The sequence below is a fragment of the Nocardia sp. NPDC059228 genome (assembly GCF_042754245.1).
Classification (GTDB): domain Bacteria; phylum Actinomycetota; class Actinomycetes; order Mycobacteriales; family Mycobacteriaceae; genus Nocardia.
In genome coordinates this window covers 52,287-70,724 of sequence record NZ_JBHZAL010000010.1, presented here as the reverse complement: position 1 = coordinate 70,724, position 18,438 = coordinate 52,287, and the positions used below count along the sequence as shown (strand labels likewise).

The 18,438-nt window shown below is 68.0% G+C and carries 17 protein-coding genes and 2 pseudogenes; 5 read left to right on the top strand and 14 right to left on the bottom strand.

Going from position 1 to position 18,438, the window contains the following annotated elements:
• Positions 1-4 precede the first annotated feature (4 nt).
• Positions 5-325 (top strand): annotated as a pseudogene (locus tag ACFXKA_RS17800) (acyl-CoA dehydrogenase family protein); the annotation flags it as partial.
• Positions 326-442: 117 nt separating this feature from the next.
• Here ACFXKA_RS17800 and ACFXKA_RS17795 read toward each other — a convergent pair.
• On the bottom strand, positions 443-1,258 hold the full coding sequence (locus tag ACFXKA_RS17795; RefSeq protein WP_379428053.1) for an SDR family oxidoreductase: 816 nt from the start codon (positions 1,256-1,258) through the stop codon (positions 443-445).
• A gap of 510 nt (positions 1,259-1,768) precedes the next feature.
• Between ACFXKA_RS17795 and ACFXKA_RS17790 the strand changes: the two genes are divergently transcribed.
• A complete protein-coding gene (locus ACFXKA_RS17790; protein WP_379428052.1) occupies positions 1,769-2,725 on the top strand; it encodes an AraC family transcriptional regulator in 957 nt (318 codons plus the stop codon).
• 15 nt (positions 2,726-2,740) lie between these two features.
• Here the strand turns inward: ACFXKA_RS17790 and ACFXKA_RS17785 are convergent, their stop codons facing one another.
• Together ACFXKA_RS17785 and ACFXKA_RS17780 are read right to left on the bottom strand one after the other, a co-directional pair.
• Complete coding sequence (locus tag ACFXKA_RS17785; protein ID WP_379428156.1) at positions 2,741-4,465, bottom strand: amidohydrolase family protein; 1,725 nt, start codon at positions 4,463-4,465, stop codon at positions 2,741-2,743.
• 240 nt (positions 4,466-4,705) lie between these two features.
• Entirely contained in the window at positions 4,706-5,149 is a 444-nt protein-coding gene (locus tag ACFXKA_RS17780) for a hypothetical protein (protein ID WP_379428051.1), read from the bottom strand.
• A 26-nt stretch (positions 5,150-5,175) separates the two neighbouring features.
• Between ACFXKA_RS17780 and ACFXKA_RS17775 the strand changes: the two genes are divergently transcribed.
• On the top strand, positions 5,176-5,838 hold the full coding sequence (locus tag ACFXKA_RS17775; RefSeq protein ID WP_379428050.1) for a lysophospholipid acyltransferase family protein: 663 nt from the start codon (positions 5,176-5,178) through the stop codon (positions 5,836-5,838).
• 344 nt (positions 5,839-6,182) lie between these two features.
• On the opposite strand, the gene ACFXKA_RS17770 is transcribed toward ACFXKA_RS17775, so the two are convergent.
• Both ACFXKA_RS17770 and ACFXKA_RS17765 read right to left on the bottom strand, forming a co-directional pair.
• Positions 6,183-6,572 (bottom strand): RidA family protein, encoded by a 390-nt coding sequence (locus ACFXKA_RS17770; RefSeq protein WP_379428049.1) that lies wholly within the window; start codon positions 6,570-6,572, stop codon positions 6,183-6,185.
• 29 nt (positions 6,573-6,601) lie between these two features.
• The gene (locus ACFXKA_RS17765) at positions 6,602-7,222 is read right to left on the bottom strand and encodes a hypothetical protein (protein WP_379428048.1); all 621 of its coding nucleotides are present in this window, start codon (positions 7,220-7,222) and stop codon (positions 6,602-6,604) included.
• Positions 7,223-7,375: 153 nt separating this feature from the next.
• On the opposite strand from ACFXKA_RS17765, the gene ACFXKA_RS17760 reads away from it, so the two are divergent.
• Positions 7,376-7,834 carry an SRPBCC family protein gene (locus ACFXKA_RS17760; RefSeq protein WP_379428047.1) on the top strand — a complete coding sequence of 153 codons (459 nt, stop codon included), beginning with the start codon at positions 7,376-7,378 and terminating at the stop codon, positions 7,832-7,834.
• A 25-nt stretch (positions 7,835-7,859) separates the two neighbouring features.
• Here ACFXKA_RS17760 and ACFXKA_RS17755 read toward each other — a convergent pair whose 3' ends face one another.
• The 6 genes and pseudogenes from ACFXKA_RS17755 to ACFXKA_RS17730 all read right to left on the bottom strand — a co-directional run bounded on the left by ACFXKA_RS17755 (position 7,860) and on the right by ACFXKA_RS17730 (position 15,445).
• Complete coding sequence (locus tag ACFXKA_RS17755) at positions 7,860-9,410, bottom strand: flavin-containing monooxygenase (RefSeq protein ID WP_379428046.1); 1,551 nt, start codon at positions 9,408-9,410, stop codon at positions 7,860-7,862.
• A 10-nt stretch (positions 9,411-9,420) separates the two neighbouring features.
• Positions 9,421-12,012, bottom strand: a complete 2,592-nt coding sequence (locus tag ACFXKA_RS17750) for an SDR family NAD(P)-dependent oxidoreductase (protein ID WP_379428045.1) — start codon at positions 12,010-12,012, stop codon at positions 9,421-9,423.
• A gap of 77 nt (positions 12,013-12,089) precedes the next feature.
• Positions 12,090-12,413 (bottom strand): annotated as a pseudogene (locus tag ACFXKA_RS17745) (NAD(P)-binding protein); the annotation flags it as partial.
• Between the two features lie 142 nt (positions 12,414-12,555).
• Entirely contained in the window at positions 12,556-14,007 is a 1,452-nt protein-coding gene (locus tag ACFXKA_RS17740) for an ABC1 kinase family protein (RefSeq protein WP_379428044.1), read from the bottom strand.
• Positions 14,008-14,153: 146 nt separating this feature from the next.
• On the bottom strand, positions 14,154-14,957 hold the full coding sequence (locus ACFXKA_RS17735) for an amino acid-binding protein (protein WP_379428043.1): 804 nt from the start codon (positions 14,955-14,957) through the stop codon (positions 14,154-14,156).
• A gap of 152 nt (positions 14,958-15,109) precedes the next feature.
• Positions 15,110-15,445, bottom strand: coding sequence for a TfoX/Sxy family protein (locus ACFXKA_RS17730; protein WP_379428042.1), 336 nt, complete (start codon positions 15,443-15,445; stop codon positions 15,110-15,112).
• 181 nt (positions 15,446-15,626) lie between these two features.
• Between ACFXKA_RS17730 and ACFXKA_RS17725 the strand changes: the two genes are divergently transcribed.
• Positions 15,627-15,938: a hypothetical protein gene (locus tag ACFXKA_RS17725; RefSeq protein WP_379428041.1), complete on the top strand. Its 312-nt coding sequence runs from the start codon at positions 15,627-15,629 to the stop codon at positions 15,936-15,938.
• A 9-nt stretch (positions 15,939-15,947) separates the two neighbouring features.
• Here ACFXKA_RS17725 and ACFXKA_RS17720 read toward each other — a convergent pair whose 3' ends face one another.
• The 3 genes from ACFXKA_RS17720 to ACFXKA_RS17710 all read right to left on the bottom strand — a co-directional run bounded on the left by ACFXKA_RS17720 (position 15,948) and on the right by ACFXKA_RS17710 (position 18,367).
• On the bottom strand, positions 15,948-16,487 hold the full coding sequence (locus ACFXKA_RS17720) for a DUF4333 domain-containing protein (protein WP_379428040.1): 540 nt from the start codon (positions 16,485-16,487) through the stop codon (positions 15,948-15,950).
• A gap of 168 nt (positions 16,488-16,655) precedes the next feature.
• Positions 16,656-17,282, bottom strand: coding sequence for an MBL fold metallo-hydrolase (locus tag ACFXKA_RS17715; protein WP_379428039.1), 627 nt, complete (start codon positions 17,280-17,282; stop codon positions 16,656-16,658).
• Positions 17,282-18,367 carry an S-(hydroxymethyl)mycothiol dehydrogenase gene (locus ACFXKA_RS17710; protein WP_379428038.1) on the bottom strand — a complete coding sequence of 362 codons (1,086 nt, stop codon included), beginning with the start codon at positions 18,365-18,367 and terminating at the stop codon, positions 17,282-17,284. The genes ACFXKA_RS17715 and ACFXKA_RS17710 overlap by 1 nt, the downstream gene beginning before the upstream one ends.
• Positions 18,368-18,438: the final 71 nt, after the last annotated feature.

The following is an 18,438-nucleotide window of genomic DNA, read 5'->3' as shown; positions in this document are numbered from 1 at the left end:
CGTGCGAATCGTCCTCGACGATGTTGCCACCGAGGTCTCGGTCGCCGAGGCGTTCATCGACAAATGCGTTCTCGAGCTGAACGCCGGTCGGCTCACGCCGGCCGATGCGGCCAAGGCCAAACTGCGGGCTTCGGAGATGGAATTCCGGTGCATCGATCGGTGTCAGCAGCTGTTCGGTGGGTATGGGTACATGCGCGAGTATCCGATCGCGCGTGCGGCGGCTGATGCGCGTATTACTCGCGTGTATGGCGGCACCTCCGAGATCATGCGCGAGATGATCGGCCGCGACCTGCATCTGACCGATCGGTCTCGGGGTGGGAATTAGCGAATTATAGTGCGATACTGGACAATTCGGATTCCTTTGCACGACCCTCGGGCGCTGGGGCTGTGGATCGGGGCGAGCAGATATCTTTATCTCTCTGGTTCTCGGCGTCTTTGATTCTTATCGTTTGAGCCCTTGGGCGGTTGCGATCAGCCGCTCCATCGCGGTGCGGGGCAGGATGCGGCGAATTGCGAACATCAGCGGGGCATTGCTTCCTACCGCATAGAGCGGCTTCGGCCGGTCCGAGTCGGCTGCTGCCACAATGGTTTCCGCGACTGTCTCGGGCGGGATGCCCTTGCTCATCTGACTGTCGAGCTCGGCCATGAACTTGGTGAAGTCTGCGGTGTGCGGAGAGCCTTCAGCGATGTACTTCATCCGTCGCTCGCTCAGGCCGGTGTCGATCTGGCCGGGTTCCACGGTCGTGATCCAGACTCCGTACGGCGACTCTTCGAAACGGGCGGCGGTCGCGAATCCGCGCAGTGCCGCCTTGGTCGCCACGTACGAGGAGCGGTAGGGCATCGGGAAGCTGCCCAGCATGGAACCGACCATGACAACCCGCCCGTAGCCTCGCTCGCGCATCCCGGGCAGCACCGCCTGTGTCAGCGATACCGCACCGAACACGTTGAGCTGGAACAGCCTTTCGATCGCTTCCCGGGGCAGTTCGGCGAGCGGTCCGGCCTGGCTCTCTCCGGCATTGTTGATCAGTATGTCGATCGCGCCGAGTTCGGTGGTGAAGCGGTCGATCGAGGCGAGGTCGGTGATGTCCAGTGCGCGGTATTCGACTCCGGCCACGCGGTCGGCTGCGGCGATGGCGTCGGGGTTGCGGCTGGTGCCGATCACCTTGTGGCCGCGGGCCGCGAAGGCAGCGGCGGTGGCCTTGCCGATGCCGGAGGACGCGCCGGTGACCACCACGGTACGGGTCGTGTTGCTGCTCATGCGGCAGACGTTATCGGGCTCGGCGGGACTCCGGCCAGGTGGTGGGTCGGTGTTGCATCCGGATGTCGGGCCATGAGCGCAGGACCTCGGTGCAGAGGGCCTGGCGGTGCTCCGCAGCCGTCTCGCTGGTAACCGACCGGATGCCGAGCCAAATGCCGATGCCGAAGGCGGGTGCCGCCAGCGCGGGAATTAGCAGGATGGCGGTGAAGCTCATGGTGGGCAGGCCTCGATTGCTGGTCGTCGTCCGGACCGGATGTCGATGAATCGCACGGGGGCACCGGCTGTTACGTGACGAATCGCGTGTCGACCGAAACGCATCATGTGTCGCATTCGAATCTGTCGGTTGCGCCACACCGGACGGTCTCTCGTTGATATGTTTCGCCAACCCGATGGGGAACAGACATTTGGTCGGGAGTAGTCGAAGAGGACGACGCGTACATGTTCGACTGGGATCTAGTCAGGAACACCTCCGGCGTGCACATCGTGGCGCGGCTCGCAGAGGAACGGGGGATGCCGGTGGGGGAGTGCCTGGCCGGCACGGGAGTGCCGCCCGAGGCGGTGATCGATCGATACGCGGAACTGTCCGCGCGGCAGGAACTTACGGTGGTGCGCAATCTGCTCGCCCGATTCGGGGACGAATCGGGGCTGGGCGTGGAGGCAGGGCTCCGCTATCGCGTCTCGCTGCATGGACCGTGGGGGCTGGCGCTGCTGGCCAGCCGCACGCTGCGGGACGCCGTGCAGGTTGCCCTGCACTGCGTGGAGCCGGCCTTCGCCTTCGGGCGGTTGAGCTTCGAGGAGGCGGACGGCGAAGGGCGGCTGCGGTTCGATGATTGGGAGTTTCCCGAGGAGATTCGCGCCTTTCTGGGCGAGCGGGTCATGGCCGGTGTCCAGGTGATCGCCCGGGAATTGTTCTCCGTGGGAGTTCCGGTGCGGCGCTTGAGTTTCCGACACGGCGCGCCCGCCGATACCGCGCGATATCGGTCGGTCTTCGGGGTGGAGCCGGACTTCGGCGCGGCCGGCACCGAGCTCGCGTTCGACGCCGCCCACCTGGATGTGGCGCTGCCGCAGGCCAACGAGTGGGCGCGCAGTCGGTGCGAGCAGATGTGCCGGGACCTGCTGGCCCGCCGCCACGCTCGTACCGGCGTCGCGGGCGCGGTGCGGGATCTGCTGATCCGCACTCCGGGGGTGCTTCCGGATCAGTCGGAGGTGGCGGCCGAGATGTATGTCAGTGCGCGCACGCTGTCGCGGCGGCTCCACGAGGAGGGCACCTCCTTCCGCACACTGCTCGACGAGGTGCGGCAGGCGCTGTCGGAGGAACTGCTCGACCGGACCGACATGACCACCGAGCAGGTGGCGGGGCGGCTGGGCTACGCCGAGGCCGCCTCGTTCATCCGGGCCTTCCGGCGGTGGCAGGGCTGTCCGCCGCAGGAGTATCGCGCGCGCGGGAGGATGCCCGAGCTGGTGTAGCCGCGCCGCTCGGTGTCAGTGCTGCGCGGTCAGGAAGGTGCCCGCGTGCAGCGTGGTGCCGAAACCGGGCGCGAACTCGCCGTACTCGTAGACCAGGTGGCCGCCGACCACGGTGGCGGCCACCGCACGGTCATTGCGGTTGACCATGCGCTGCAGGCCCGCGACGCCGGGGAACGGCGCCTCGGCGTAGGCGCTGCTGGAGCCGTCGAAACCGGCGGGGTCGATGACGGCGATATCGGCGCGGGCGCCGACTCGCAGGTGACCGGCGTCCAGACCGTACCAGTCCGCCAACTCGCCCGTGACTCGGTGGATCGCGGTCTCGAGCGGCAGGAATCCGCGCTGGTGCACGCGCTCGAGCAGGCGCAGCCCGAAGTTGTAGAAGGCCATATTGCGCAGGTGCGCACCGGAATCGGCGAAACCCACCTGCATCATGGGCGAGCGCTGCAGCCGGTCCAGGACCTCCTCACGGTCATTGGCGATGACCGCGCGCCACCGGAGCTTCGGGCCGTGGGTGACCGCCAGATCCAGCAGGGCGTCGGCCGGATGGATGCCGCGTTTGTCGGCTACCGCGCCGAAGGACTTGCCGACGACCTCGGGCTCGGGGCAGGACACGATCACCGCGTCGTACAGATCGCGATTCCACACGCGTGGGCCGTACTTCTTGGCCAGATCCTTGCGGAAATCGCGGCGATAGGATTCGTCTGCCAGCAGTTCGCCGCGCTTCATGACATCGCGGATATTGAGTGCGGCGACCCCGGAACCGAACTCCTCGAACACCACCAGATCCACGCCGTCGGCATACACCTCGAACGGGACCGGCAGATGCTGCCACCGGAAGCGTGCTCCGCCAACGGTATTCACGATCCAGGCCGCGGTGGTGGCGGCACGGGCGACGGTACGGTCGGCCTTGACGTCCATGCCGGCGATGAGGGCGGTCTTGAGCGGCTTGCGGAACCGGCCCGCGCTCTCCGCGAAGTAGCGGGCGATCTCGGCGCGAGCGGTGAGGTTGGGCGTGCTCTGATGCACGCGGCCGCGGCGGCGCAGGATCGTATTGAGGGCGTGGTACTCCCGCCAGGTGGCATACGTGGACGGCAGCTGCCGGGTGGGGAATCGGACGCCCTCCAGCTTGGAGAACGAGCTTCGAATCGTGGACAGACCCAGGAATCCGGCGTCGAGGGCGTCGTCGAGCATGGCGCACATGCGGGTCAGCTCGGCCTCCGTCGGACGTGCCGCGGCGTCCACCGCGCGGGGCAGGCCCATCACCGTGACGCGCATATCCGAATGTCCCAGGAACGCAGCGACATTCGCGCCGAGCGGGCGGTCGGCGATGGCCTTCGCGTAGGAGTGCGGGCCGTCCCAGTCCTTGTGCTTTTCGACGGCCGAATGCACCGCGTCCCACGGTAGCGCCTCGACGCGAGCGAACAGGTCGGCGCAGTCCTCGGCCTCGGAATACACGGTGGACAGCGAGCAGTTCCCGAGCACGACCGAGGTGACCCCGTGCCGGACCGATTCCCCCAATCCCGGATTCCCGAGCACCTCGGCGTCGTAGTGGGTGTGCACATCGAGCATGCCCGGTATCACCCATCTGCCTGTAACGTCGACCGTGCGCTCCCCGTCCGGAATCTCGCCACCGATGACCGTGACCTTGCCGTCGGTCACCCCGACATCCGCGCGGACCGGCGGCTTCCCGGTGCCGTCGAACACCGTGCCACCGCGTATCACCAAGTCGCACCGAGCCATCGCCATCACCCTGTTCCTCAGCTTGCCGTTGAGGGTTTTTTACAGGCTATAACCGAAATGTGCGGTTGGTCACGGTTCATTGCGGCGGGAAAATTATCGTCGCGGCCCACGCCGCAGGGCCACGGCCTGGGACTGTCCATCGCGTCCCAGATCGCGGCGCTCCATGACGTCACGCCGGAGATCGAATCGGATTCCGGCGGAATGGTTTTCATCCTCATCTTAGCGATCGGCGAACAGCACTCAGTGAGGCGTGGGGCAGAACGGTTCGCATGATGCGGGTGGTGCCGGTGCCGGTGCCTGCGGTTCCTCGAAATGCGCGGAATTCACCAGCAGCAGAACTGCGATGGCGAATACGAGCACCGCGGCGCAACCGACCGCCACGAATCCCCAGTTGAGTCTCGGGAAGGTGATGACCTTGGTACCGTCTTCGACGACGAGGAAGAGCACCGCGGCATTCCCCGGCGATCGGGACAATTGGGACAAAACGGTGTGACGCCACCAGTTTCCAGTCATGGCAGCACTCGCCCCTTGCTGAATTCTGTTGGGATTCTGCTGTGAGTACAGCAATCTCCAGGCTACGCCCGAAAAATCGCCATAGCAATCTGCTATTTCACGATTTCCGCTCGGTCCCTGAGTAGTTCTGCGGTAGCGCGCACCCCGTCGCCCGGCGAGTATGAAAACCATTGCCGGACTATCCATGTGGGAGAGCGATGAACACCGACGCACGACGGCCCAAAGGGCTGGGCAAACGAGCCTGGCTGACAACGCAGCTGGTCCGGCGTATTCTCCGCACGCTGGCGTGGTCGAACTTCGTCCACGTCACCGTGATCGGCCGCGACCGGATCCCGAAAACCGGCCCGGTCATCATCGCGAGCAACCACATCTCGATGCTCGACGCGGTTTTCCTCTGGGGAGCGCTCCGCCGCCGCGCTATCGCCATTGCCATGGCCGAACTGTGGTCCTGGCCGGTTATCGGCTGGCTCGTCCGCCGACTGGGCCAGATTCCCGTCATTCGCCGCGACTCCGACTCCGGCCGCGATGCCACGGCCCAAGCGGAGCAAATTCTCCACCACGGCGGTGTGCTCATCATCTACCCGGAAGGCCGCCTGGTTCCGCCCGGCGACCACGAACCCTACAAACCCGGCGTAGCCAATCTGGCCTTGACAACCGGCGTCCCCATCATCCCCGTAGCCACCACCGGCACCGACAATGTCCTCCCCATCCGCCGCGCCGCCACCCCCGCCCGCCCCTTCAACCGCCGCCACCCGGTAACCATCCACTTCGGCGCGCCCATCAACCCCGCCGACTTCGACAATCCCGAAAAACTCCTGGACCACCTCCGCCACCAGATCGAATCTCTCCAAACCCCTTGACTCCGGCTGAGGTCGCCGCGTGAATGTGCAAGTAATCCCAGGCCGACTGCTCGAAGCACCGACACCCGGGCGACCAGGATTGCCGCGCCTTCGGTGAATTCATCGGTCCCCGAGGCGAACTCGCGTGCTACGCGTTCGGCTGGCCGGTTGGAGCCGACCCGCACGACGGGAGCCCGTTCTTTCGGTCACCATTGGCGCCGCGGATACCCTCTGGCACCTGACCGGGAGCACAGCCGCAACCGTCGACGGCCCCGTCGGGGCACCGCTACCACGCGATCGACGAGGACCCGTCTCTGATGGATGTCCTGAACCTCGAGCCGGGCTGCCACTCGGGAAGAGCGCGGCTACGGGAGTATCGCGTCGGCTTCTATTTCGACCAGGAGTTCCGGGTCGATCAGCTGGGAGATTTGGAGCATGGTGGCGGCGGGGCGGATGTGCGCGAAGGCTTCGCCGTGGGCCTTGCCCACTTCTTCCCAGCGGGAGATGTCGGTGACATAGATTCGGGTGCGGATGACGTTTTCGAGGGAGGCGCCGACTTCGGTGAGAGCGGCGGCAATTCGGCGGAGAGCCTCGCGGGTTTGTTCGGCGATATCGTCGCCGCCCACGGGCGGGCCGTCGGGGGTGGCGGCGGTGGTGCCGGCCACCGCGATCCATTGGCCGACGCGGACCGCGCGCGAATAGCCGACGATCGGCTCCCATTGGGCACCTGAGGAAACAAGCTGTCGAACGGTCATCGTCCTATTCTGCACACTGCCGGGAGTGTTCAGCAGCCCGGAGCTACCTCCGCGCTACAGGCCGACGCCGTGGCGGAAGTGGTGCGTCCTCGGTCGGTCTGGCACAGGGCTTCGAGTGCGGGGCCGAAACCATGGTCGGAGGGGGTGCCGTAGCCGATGACCAGACCGTCGCGGTGCGGCATGGAGGCGGCGGGGTGACGGTAGCGGCGCAGGCCGTCGAGGGCCAGGCCGCGGCGGCGGGCGGCATGCAGGGTGGAATCCTCTGTGCCGTCCGGCAATTCGAGGACGGCGTGCAGTCCGGCGGCGATGCCGCTGACCCACATCTCGCGAGAACCCTTGGCGGACAGGACATTGTCGATCAGTGAATCAGGGAGCGCCATCCAGCCCAGCCGCAGCGCGGGGGACAGGCTCTTGCTGACCGAACCCAGGTAGGCGATCCGATCGGGGTCCAGTCCCCGCAGTGCGCCGACCGGCTGCCGGTCGTAACGGAACTCGCCGTCGTAGTCGTCCTCCAGCAGCACCGCACCGGACGCGCGTATCCAATCCAGCACGGCCGCCCGGCGTTCCGGATGCGGCGGGCCGCCCGTGGGGTACTGGTGTGCCGGGGTATCGCCCTGGGCGCGCTGGCCGGCGGCATCGCGGTCGACCACGCGGGCCCGCTCAGCGTCCTCTGGCTCGGGGGCGGTTCGATCCTGGCCGACGTGTCGATCCTCGGCCGAGCCCGGACTACCCGGCCGCCACCACCTAGCCGGTCCGGCCTCCCCGATCGCGGTGGACGGCTCGAGGGGTGGTTCGATCGGGGAATGAACGACGGTGGAGAAGCCAGGCGAGTTGTGTCCGCGGAGCGTGAGGTAGCCGCCGGGGCCGCGCGGATATTCGAATTGATCGCTGATCCGGCGCAGCAGCCCCGCTGGGATGCGAACGACAATCTCGCACACGCGGAGCCCGGGCAGCGGGTGCGGTCGGTCGGTGACGTTTTCGAGATGACGCTCACCCATGGAGCGGTCCGGGAGAACCTGATCGTCGAATTCGAGGAGGGCTGCCGAATCGCCTGGATGCCTTCGGAAACCGGGGCGCAGCCGATCGGGCACCTGTGGCGGTGGGAGCTGGAGCCGTTGGGCGACAACCGGACCCGCGTGACACACACCTTCGACTGGACCGATCTCTCCGACGAGAGGCGCCTGGTCCGGGCGCGCGCCACCACCTCGGAGATGCTGCGGGGATCGGTGGATCGGCTGGCGGCGCTGGCCGAAGAGGAGTGATCGGCAAGCCGGGTGCCAGGGGACCTCAGGAGGCCGCTTCCTGGAGCTCGCGGACCGCGGCGGTGGTGTAGCGGTAGTCGTCGAGCGGGAAATGCCGGTTCTCCCAATACATTTCCAACTGGGTCGAAGGCCGGAACGCCGCGCCGTCGCCCTGGTAGTTGATGTAGTAGGTGTTCGAGGTGATACAGCCCTGGGTGAACAGGTGGGTCTGCTTGGCCCGCCTGTCCATCCGCGCGAAGTACTCGTCGTGCGGCTGCTGCCGCACCTCCACCCGGGTCGCGCCGCGCCGGCGAGCCTCTCCGATGACCCGGGCCGCATGCGCCGAGGTCGATTCGATCAGCGGAATATACGAACCGGGCGCGTAGGCGTAGGGCCCGACGATCAGGAAGGCATTGGGGAACCTGGGCACCGACACCCCCTGATAGGCCTGGAAGCGGTGCTCGTCCCAGAACTCGCCCAGTTCGATCCCGTCGCGACCGTAGAACGGATAGGGCGGCGTGTACCCCTTCTCCATCACCTTGAATCCGGTGGCGCACAGCACCATATCGAATTCCCGCTCCCGCCCGTCGGCGCTGACGATGCCGGTCGGCGTGAAATGCTCGATTGCCTCGGTGACCAGATCGACATGCGGGAGGGTAAACGTCTTGAAATACGAGTTCGAGATCGACGGCCGCTTGCACCCGAACCGGTAGTCCGGCGTCAGCTTGCGGCGCAGCTCGGGATCGCGCACCTGACTGAAAAGGAAGGCCTTCATGGCGGTTTCGGCCGCCGTCATACCCATTGACGTCAGCCGCGGATAGTTGGAGATGGCCAGCCCTGCCCCAAGCCCGGCGTTCACGCCCACATTGCCGAGAAAGCGCACCGTCCGCTGGAGCGGCGCGAAATTCAGCACCGCGTTCGCGACCGGCCCCATGGGGAAGTCCACCTTCGGCCCGATCCAGATGGCCCGCCGCTGATACACGGTCAGCTGCGCGACCTCCCTGGCCAGTTCGGGAATCACCTGCAGCGCCGTGGCTCCGGTGCCGATCACCGCCACCCGCTTACCCCGGTAGTCGTAGTCGTGATCCCACCGGGAACTGTGCACGATCTTGCCGGTGTAGTCGCCGATCCCCGGAATATCCGGATTGTGCGGCTGCTCGAGCCCGCCGACCGCGCCGATCACGTAGCGTGCCGTGATCTCCGTGCCGTCCTCGAGGGCGATTCGCCACAGATCGCGGTCCTCGTCGAAAACCCCGAGCACGACGCCCGATCCGAGCCGCAGCTTGGCGCGCAGCCCCTGCCGATCGACGACTTCCTCCGCGTACCGCTGCAATTCCGCGCCGGGCGCGAAGAATCGCGACCAGTGCGACCGCGGTTGAAACGAGAAGTTGTACACCGGCGACGGAATATCCACGGCCACACCGGGATAGGTATTGGCCAGCCAGGTGCCGCCGACCTTCGGCCATTTGTCGACCAGGACGAAGTTCTCGACTCCGATGCGGCGCAGTGCGACACCCGCGCCGATCCCGCCCAGACCCGCACCGACGATCACGACCTCATGGGTGGGCCGGGGCTGGGAACCATTGGTAGCGCTCATGACTGAGACCTCACGTTCTGGATGGATCGGATTCGGGAGCGACGCCGGATTCGGCCGCCGCGCGCGCGATGACCTCCGGAAGCTGGTGCCGCCGTAGCTTGCCCGCGGTCGTGCGCGGCAGTTCGGGCACGAACACGATGTCGCGCGGCACCTTGTAGCCGGCCAGCGTGGCCTTGATGTGCCGTTGCAGGGTGCGTGCTCCGGCCCGCGCCCCGGGCCGGAGCACCACGGCCGCCGCCAGCCGCTGCCCGAAATCGTCGTCGGGCACTCCGACGGCCCCGGCGTCGGCCACCGCCGGATGCGCCAGCAGCGCCTCCTCGACCTCCTGCGGGAAGACGTTCTCGCCGCCGGAGACGATCATGTCGTCGGAGCGGCCGTCCACGAACAGCCTGCCCTCGGCATCGACATGCCCGAGATCACCGGAGTCCATGTGCTGTCCGACCATCGTCTTCGTCCGGCCGTCGCTGTAGCCGGCGAACAGGCCCGGGTTCTTGTTGACGATCCGCCCGGTGACACCGGCGGGTACCTCGCGGCCGTCACCGTCGACGATGCGGATGTCCACGATCCCGGTCAGGGGCCGCCCCACGGTCCCGGGCGCGGCCCGCAGATCCGCGGGCGTGGCGAAGGTCCCCGCGCCGGTCTCGGTGGAGGCGTACGCGTTGAACAGCACCTCGCCGAACTCGTCCATGAAGGCGGTGGCCAGCCAGGCCGGCAGGGGAGCGGCGCCGCACACCACCATCCGCAGGCTCTCGAGGTGACGGCCGCGGCGGTCCGCCGCCGGGAGATCCATGATCCGCTTGATCATGGTCGGCACCAGGCAGGCGATCTGCACACCGTGCCGCTCGATATCGGCGAGTACGGTTTCGGCGTCGAACCGGTCGTGCACGATGGCGGTCGACCCGAGCAGGAACGCCGCGGCGAGCGCCAGGAACCCGTAGGTGTGATGCAGCGGCGGGGCGATCACCATGGGCCGTCCGAGCCGCGGAATGGTTTCGATCCGGGCCAGGTCGCCGAGCGCGAGCACCATGCGCGGGCTCAGCCCGGCCAGTACGGACCGCGCGCCGAGTGTGCGGGGCGCGCCCTTGGGTACTCCGGTGGTGCCGCCGGTGAGCAGAATGATCGCGCCCCCGCCCGCGGGTTCGCGCATCGGCGGCCCGCCCGCGGCGACCAGGTCCGCGACGGTCGGCAAGCCGTCCGCGGCGCCTCGCACCACCACCCGCCGACCCCGGTATCCGGACTTGTCGATCGCGGTCTGGAATTCGCCGTCGTACAGCAGCAATTCCACGCGTTCGCGGTCGAGCACCTCACCGATCTGCGGCCCGGCGAAGCCGTAGTTCAACGGCACCAGATCCGCAGAGAGCCGCGCCGCCGCATAGGCCGCGATCACGAATCCCCGGTGATTGCGGCACAGCACCCCCACCCGCTGCCCGCGCCGCACATCCCAGCGTGCCCGCAGCGCCGCCGCCAGCCTTTGCACCTGCCGATCCAGCTCGGCCGCGGTGATCGGGCCGTCGTCGTCGATCATGGCGGGCCGATCCGGGAATCGCGCGGCGCACACCGACAGTGCCGTGGCCAGTCCGACCCCACCGCGCAATGCCCGGGCCAGCTGAGGAATCCGGGTGGGCGGCACCAGGTTCAGCGCGCCGCTGGCCGGAATCCACCCGGCCACCGTCACCGCGTCGTCGAGCAGATTGGCGGCCCGCTCGACCCGCCCGATCGGCCCTGCCCAGTCGACCGGCCGATTGTTCCAGTTCCCGGCCTTGGCGTAGGTGGTCAGCAGCCGTTGTGCCGCACGGGAATTGTCCAGTGCATAGGACAGGGGCGCGCTCGCCCGCTCCCACCACGGCCGGATCGCCAGCGGACGGTCCACGATCGCCCGGCACACCATGCTCGCCGCCTCCTCGGTCGACATGCTCGGGGTGTAGCGATAGATCCGGTACGGACCCAGCATGTCCGAGCGCACCAGCTGCAGGTGAATGGTCGTGACATCGATGCCGTCCGCCCGCAATTCCGGTGCGGCGCCGCGCATCCAGGAATTGAACGCGGACTTCGAGGCGATATAGGCCGTCCAGCCGACACCCGGGCCGTGCACACCGGCGGTACTGATATTGACGATGTGCCCCTGCCGGCGCGCCCGCATGGACGGCAGCAGGCTCAGCACCAGGCGCATGGGGCCGAGGAAGTTGATGCGCGCGGTGTCGTCGAAATTGTCCCAGCGGTCCAGCGAATCCGACAGCCAGCGGCGAATCGATCTACCGGCATTGTTGACGAAGACATCCACGTGCCCGTGCTCGGCCAGCACGCGCGTGATGAGTGCCGCGCAGGCCTCGGTATCGGAGAGATCCGCCGGATAGGGGTAAACGGTTCCCGGGAATTCCGCTGTCTCCGACCGTAATTCCGCCAGCAGGGACTCGCGGCGGGCGACCGCGAGCACGGTCGCGCCATTGGCGGCCAGGCGGCGCGCGGTGGCCCGCCCGACGCCCGAGGACGCACCCGTCACCAGGATCACCCGGCCCGTCACGGCCGGTGCCAGGCGGCGGTCGCTGATGCCGTATCCGGCCGCGCCCAGTGCGATCCGGACCGACTTCGGCAGTTCCATCATGGCTCGACTTCCTTGTCGAACGGCGGGGTCAGGCGGGCAACCGCTCGAATTCGTAGTCGGCGAACAGGAAGTGCGGTGGTCCCGAACCGGATGTGTGGATACAGCCCGAACCGCCGCGCCACCGCCACGTGATATCGCTTCACCTCCGCGCCGGAGGCGAACAGTCTGCTCCAGTTGGGGTTTCGCGCGAACGAGTACTGATACGCCAGGGACGGGATATCGACTTCCAGCCCCGGGTAATGGTTTTCGTGCCGGCTGCCGCCGACCTCGTCGCCCCGATCCAGCAGGACGAAGTCGCGCACCCCGGCCCGCTTCAGCTTGACCCCCGCGGCAATGCCGCCGGGCCCCGCGCCGATGACGGCGACCTCGTGGTCCGGAGCCGAAAGCTCAGGAGGGCGGATGTCTTTGGATGCACTGGTCACGACGGGGACCTTCCGGACAGACTCCGGCGCTATGTTGCGCCTGTCACCCCAGGGTAGTTCTGTCTGGGACAGTGATCAAGACCTGGGGTGACGGTGCGCCCGCAAGCCGGTCCGGTGCGGCTCAGCCCGCCGCGAACCCGGTTGCCGCCGCGCCCGCGCGGCGCAGCCGCACGGCCTCGAGATCGGACGGCTGCCCGCCGCGCGCCCGATGCCGGTCCATGACCGCGCTCAATTCCGGTGACCAGCGCAGGATCTCGGCGCGCATCGGCCCGGTCGTCCCGAGCTGCGCGACCAGCCCCAGCAGGGTGACCAGTCCGCGCTGGAACGGCATCAGATACGCCGGTATCCCGAGCTGGCGGTACACATTGTCCAGCCTGGGGCTCATGGCGTCGCGGGTGCGGCCGCGCAGCCACTCGGTATCGACCCGGGACGTCTCGCGCCGCAGCAGTTCGGTGAACGGCAGCAGCTTCTCGGCCAGCCCCGCGCTGTCCAGACCGCGCTGCTCGTCGGTGAACCCATGGCTGCGCGTGGCCCGGTCCAGCTCGGCCGGCCCGCCGTTGATGAGCGCGTCGGCCAGGTCGTGCACCAGCGCCGGGAACTGGGCCGGCGGCCACGGCGGGCAGGCCCCGAAATCCACCACGCCCAGGCGGCCGTCGGGCAGCACCCGGAAATTGCCCGGATGCGGATCGCCGTAGAGCAGCCCCGAGCGCGGCGCGGACGACCAGAAGAACCGGACCGCCAGCATGCCCACCCGGTCGCGCTCGGCCTGCGCGCCCGTGGTGATCAAGCGGGACAGCGGAATTCCGTCCAGCCACTCGCTGACGATCACATCGCCGCACTGCGCCACCACCTGCGGCACTCGGAAATCCGGATCCCCCGCGTAGGCTTCGGCGAAGCGGCGCTGGCTCTGTGCCTCGGCCGCGAAGTCCAGCTCCATGCGCAGGCATTCGGCCAGCTCGTCCACCACCGCGCGACCGTCGGCGTGCGGCGCGAAAACCGGTGTCAGCCAGGCCAATCCGCGCAGCCGCTGCAGATCGCTGTCCACGGCCGCGCGGGCCCCGGGGTACATGACCTTGACCGCCACCGCGCGGCCGTCGTGCCAGATCGCGCGATGCACCTGGCCGATGGTGGCCGAGGCGGCGCGGCGATCGTCGAATTCCCGGAAGTTGTCCCGCCAATCCGGGCCGAAGGACGCCGCCAGCACCGTATGCACGGTGCGCGGGAGCATGGGCGGCGCGGCGTCCTGCAGCCGGGCCAGCGCGATCCGATAGGGCTCGGCCAGCTCCGGCGGCAGGGCCAGCTCGTAGATGCCCAGGACCTGGCCCAGTTTGGCGGCGCAGCCCTTCAATTCGCCCAGCACCTCGGCCATGTGCTCGGCGGTGCGCAGCTGGATCTCCCGATCGATCTCACCCGCCGGCCGGCCCAGCACCCGCTTGCCGGCCCCGGCCGCCTGCCGCCCGGCGTAGGCCAGCGGCACCGCGGCCAGTTTCGCGGTGCGAATCACCGTGCGGGCAGGCGGATTCCCGCCAATGTCCGCATCCCCCCGTCGCGCACCGCTTCGCCGCAAACTCATCGATCAACCAACCCCTAGCGCGCGTTTCGATCGAATGCGCATCAGGGAGTCTGCCACGAAGTGAAACTATGCGGTACGAAAACCTGTACGCCTCGGTACCGCGTCCTGAATGGTGGGATGCGCGAAGGGAATCCGCTGGTGACGGGTCAGTGCCGGGCGGTGACCAGGGCCAGATCGGTGAGCCGGTGTGCCCGGGCGACCTCGGCGGGCGTGAACGGCTCCCCGGTGCGCAGGAAGGTCATGGGCGCGAGATCGTCGTGCGGACCGATCTCGAGCAGGGTGCCGCCGGGCACGCGGCCCGGGTCCGGATCCGGAACGTATTGCGCACCCAGCAGTTCGGCGATCACCAGCGGCAGTTCCGCGGGGTCGGCGGCCACCCGGGCGGCCAGTCCCAAGGCGCGCGTCTGGCCGTCGACCAGGGTGAGCGCGGATGCGGGCCAGATGCCGGCGGCGACGCCGCCCGCGCGGGCGATGGCCTGGGTCAGCCGCTGCGGGCCGATCTCGGCCGGTGTCGAGACCACCAGCTCGTCGAGCACGCCGTTCTCCAGGTGATGCACGTGTACGGCGAGGATGTTGGCCCGCCGGTCGGCGAGCTGCTTGGCCAGCAGTTCCAGCCGCCCGGGCTTGTTGTCGAGGTGCACCCGGATGCGCCAGAGCCGCTCGGCGCTGTCGAGACGGTGGCGGTGGCGCAGTTCCGGGGCGTGCAGCCAGCGGCCGAGATAGCGCATGGCACCGGGTTCGACCACCCAGATGACGAGGATGGTGGCGGCGACGGCGAGCACGGAAACCGTTGCCAGATAGGGCAGTTCGAGGTGGACGACCAGGGCGTGCAGCGCGAGCTCGACCGGGAACACCGCGGCGAGTTTGGCAAGCGCCATGCGGGTGCGTTTCGGATGGGGCAGACGACCGCAGACTTCGCAGGCCAGCGTATGAATCTCGGTTTGCCTCATGTTCACCACAGTGCTGGACGCAGGTTTCCCCGACTGTGGTGCGGTGTAAAGAAGGAGTGACGGATCCCGACAAACCTCTTGCGGCAGCTGGCCATTCGGTGAAGCGGGCCACAGTCGCGCCGGAGCTGTGCCCCGGCACACATCGATTGCCCCTATTTGGGCGGTAGCGTCTTGGCGAAATCGACCCCGCGCCGCACCCACTCGTCGAGCACATCGTCGTCGGCGACGGTCGCGGTGGTGACGCGCAACCACCCGTGCATCTTCTTGCCGCCCATCTCCATCGGCTCGACCGAGCCCGCCCGCAGCAGCGCCGCGGAGGTGTCCGGATCGGTGCGCACCATCAGCCCGCCCTTGCCGCTGGCCGCGACGGCCATATTGCCGCCCACCAGAAACGCCAGGCCGCCGAACATCTTCTTCTCGACCACATTGACCAGTTCGGGCCCGAGCGCGTCCCGGATCCGGTCGGCCAGCTCCTCGTCGTATGCCATACCCGGCATTGTGACCCACCCGACCGACAGTTCCGGCCCGCGGCGCGCTCGGGGCCCGGCCGGGCGCGGACCGGAGAGACCATTCCGGCAGGTGTCGCCTTTTCGACGGTGGAGGTGCGGGTCAGCGATGTGCCGCCACCGTGGAGGGGTCGGCGCTGCTGGCGCCCGCGCAACCGATTCCGTGCCCGTCGTCGCGGAAGACACACTGCGCGCGGCATATTGGAAGGCGGCGCACGAGGGCATCGACGGGGCCGCCATCGATCCGCTCGATGGGCGCACGGTCCCGGTCGAGGACCTGCTGACCCGGCTCATCGACCGCATCCGGCCCGCCCTGGATCAGTTGGACGACCTTGCCTTCGTCACCGACACCGTGGCCGCGCTCCTGGCGCGCGGCAACGGGGCGCGGCGTCAGCTCGATGCCTTCCGAACCCGCGGCCAGCTCTCGGACGTGGTGGGTGAACTCGCCGAGGCCACGCTCCATACGTGCCGATAGTCCCTGGTGTCAGGGCATCGGCTGGTCGTCGACGATCATGTCGTAGTTGACCTTCGAGCCCTCCACGTTCGTGGTCTTGGCGGTGACGCCCCAGCGGGTGCCGTCGGATTCGGTCACCACGCACCGGATGGTCGAGCCGGTGGCGCCGCGCAGCAGGCCGTTGCAGGTGGAGGACTGCGCGGCGGCGCCCACCTTCGACTGGTAGAAGTTCGAGACACTGGCAGCCACGTCGTCCGGCGCGACGAAGGCGTCGGTCAGGGTCAGGTCGTAGTAGACGTCCTTGCCGTCGACCTTGGTGACCTTCGCATTGATCGCCCAGGTCTGCCCGTCGGCGGACGTGGCGGCGCAGGTCTGGGTGGCGTCCACCTTGGCGGGCAGACTGCCGTCGCAGGTCACGGTTTTCGCGTCCTCGTGCGACTTGTCCTTGTAGAAGCTGGTGGCCTTCGTCTGCACGTCGCTCTTGCTCACCGAGTCCGAACCCGATGATGCGCAACCCAGGGCGAGAAGCGGCACGAACGTCAAGGCCAGAGCGGCTGTCAGTTTTCTCATGGACAACTTTAGGCGCCGGTTCGCCGGGAAAATCTTGAGAATGAGCTTGCGAAAGCGGCGAATCCGGCGTGTCCGGGGCTGGCGCGCCGCGGTGCGGGGCGGATTAGGGAACTTGACAGGGGACCGGTCCGGCGACCTCCGCCGGACCGGTCCTGCTGCCGCAATACGTCAGTTCACGCGGGCGCGCCACTCCTCGAGCTGTGGGGATTCCGCGCCGATGGTGGTGGATTCGCCGTGCCCGGTGTGCACCAGGGTCTCCGGCGGCAGCGTGAGCAGGCGGTCGGCGATCGAGTCGACGATGGTGCCGAAGTCCGAGTAGGACCGACCGGTCGCACCCGGCCCGCCGTGGAACAGGGTGTCGCCGGTGAACACCACGCCCAGGTCGGGGGAGTGGAAGCAGACCGCGCCCGGGGCATGTCCCGGGGTGTGCAGCACGTGCAGTTCGGTCCCGCCGACCTCGATCACCTGTTCGTCGGACAGCTCGCCGTCGGGGCTGGTCTCCGGATGCGTGTGCTGCCACAGCACCAGGTCGTCGGGATGCATGAGCACGGGAGCGCCGGTGGCCCTGGACAATTCGGGCGCGACACGAATGTGGTCGTCGTGCGCGTGGGTGACCAGGATGGCCTTGACCTTGCGGGTGCCGATGACATCCAGGATCGCCTCGACATTGTGGGGCGCGTCGATGACGACGCACTCCAGGTCGTCCCCCACCACCCAGACATTGTTGTCGACGTCGAAGGTCTCGTTGTCGAGGCTGAAGGTGCCGACGGTGACGGCGTGGTCGATGTGCGCCATCAGAACACCACCACCGAGCGCAGTACGTCGCCGTGATGCATCTTGGCGAAGGCGGCCTCGACCTCGTCGAGGGCGATGGTCTCGGAGACGAACCCGTCCAGGTCCAGGCGGCCCTGCTTGTAGAGCTCGACGAGGTAGGGGAAGTCGCGTGAGGGCAGGCAATCGCCGTACCAGGAGGACTTCAACGATCCACCGCGCGAGAAGAAGTCGATGAGCGGCATCTCGAGGGTCATCTCCGGTGTCGGCACGCCGACGAGCACCACGGTGCCCGCCAGATCGCGTGCGTAGAACGCCTGTTTCCAGGTTTCCGGGCGGCCCACGGCATCGATCACCACGTCCGCACCGAAGCCGTCGGTGAGTTCCTGAACCCGTTCCACCGCATCCTCTTTGGCGGCGTTGACGGTGTGGGTGGCCCCGAATCCGGTGGCCCACTCCAGCTTCCGCTCGTCGATGTCGACCGCGATCACGGTGGTCGCGCCCGCCAGCTTCGCGCCCGCGATGGCCGCGTTGCCGACCCCGCCGCAGCCGATGACCGCGACCGAGTCACCGCGGCCGACCCCGCCGGTATTGATGGCCGCGCCCAGCCCGGCCATGACACCGCAGCCCAGCAGCCCCACCGCGGCGGGGGACACGCTCGGGTCCACCTTGGTGCACTGCCCGGCGTGGACCAGGGTCTTCTCCGCGAACGCGCCGATGCCCAGCGCGGGGGTGAGCGGGGTCCCTTCGGTGAGCGTCATGGGCTGGGACGCGTTGAAGGTCGAGAAGCAGTACCAGGGCTTGCCCTTGCGACAGGCGCGACACGAACCACACACCGCCCGCCAGTTCAGGATGACGAAATCGCCGGGCTCGACATCGGTGACGCCCTCGCCCACCGATTCCACGATGCCGGCGGCCTCGTGCCCGAGCAGGAACGGGAATTCGTCGTTGATGCCGCCCTCGCGGTAGTGCAGATCGGTGTGGCACACCCCGCAGGCCTGCACCCGCACCACGGCCTCACCCGGACCCGGGTCCGGGATGACGATGTCGGTGACTTCCACCGGGGCGTTCTTCGAGCGTGCGATGACGCCGCGCACAGTTTGGGACAACGAAATTCCTTCCTGGCTAACCGCAATGCCTTCGACTATCGCATCCGACCCCGCCCACGTCATCTATTACC

Excerpts from the sequence above, each read along its gene's own strand:
- ACFXKA_RS17770 (WP_379428049.1), bottom strand. The coding sequence starts at position 6,572 with ATGACCGTTCGACAGCTTGTTTCCTCAGGTGCCCAATGGGAGCCGATC.
- ACFXKA_RS17740 (WP_379428044.1), bottom strand. The coding sequence starts at position 14,007 with ATGAGTTTGCGGCGAAGCGGTGCGCGACGGGGGGATGCGGACATTGGC.
- ACFXKA_RS17790 (WP_379428052.1), top strand. The coding sequence starts at position 1,769 with ATGCCGGTGGGGGAGTGCCTGGCCGGCACGGGAGTGCCGCCCGAGGCG.
- ACFXKA_RS17730 (WP_379428042.1), bottom strand. The coding sequence starts at position 15,445 with ATGGCATACGACGAGGAGCTGGCCGACCGGATCCGGGACGCGCTCGGG.
- ACFXKA_RS17760 (WP_379428047.1), top strand. The coding sequence starts at position 7,376 with ATGAACGACGGTGGAGAAGCCAGGCGAGTTGTGTCCGCGGAGCGTGAG.
- ACFXKA_RS17795 (WP_379428053.1), bottom strand. The coding sequence starts at position 1,258 with ATGAGCAGCAACACGACCCGTACCGTGGTGGTCACCGGCGCGTCCTCC.
- ACFXKA_RS17780 (WP_379428051.1), bottom strand. The coding sequence starts at position 5,149 with ATGGTTTTCATACTCGCCGGGCGACGGGGTGCGCGCTACCGCAGAACT.
- ACFXKA_RS17785 (WP_379428156.1), bottom strand. The coding sequence starts at position 4,465 with ATGGCTCGGTGCGACTTGGTGATACGCGGTGGCACGGTGTTCGACGGC.
- ACFXKA_RS17755 (WP_379428046.1), bottom strand. The coding sequence starts at position 9,410 with ATGAGCGCTACCAATGGTTCCCAGCCCCGGCCCACCCATGAGGTCGTG.
- ACFXKA_RS17720 (WP_379428040.1), bottom strand. The coding sequence starts at position 16,487 with ATGAGAAAACTGACAGCCGCTCTGGCCTTGACGTTCGTGCCGCTTCTC.
- ACFXKA_RS17735 (WP_379428043.1), bottom strand. The coding sequence starts at position 14,957 with ATGAGGCAAACCGAGATTCATACGCTGGCCTGCGAAGTCTGCGGTCGT.
- ACFXKA_RS17775 (WP_379428050.1), top strand. The coding sequence starts at position 5,176 with ATGAACACCGACGCACGACGGCCCAAAGGGCTGGGCAAACGAGCCTGG.
- ACFXKA_RS17715 (WP_379428039.1), bottom strand. The coding sequence starts at position 17,282 with ATGGCGCACATCGACCACGCCGTCACCGTCGGCACCTTCAGCCTCGAC.
- ACFXKA_RS17750 (WP_379428045.1), bottom strand. The coding sequence starts at position 12,012 with ATGATGGAACTGCCGAAGTCGGTCCGGATCGCACTGGGCGCGGCCGGA.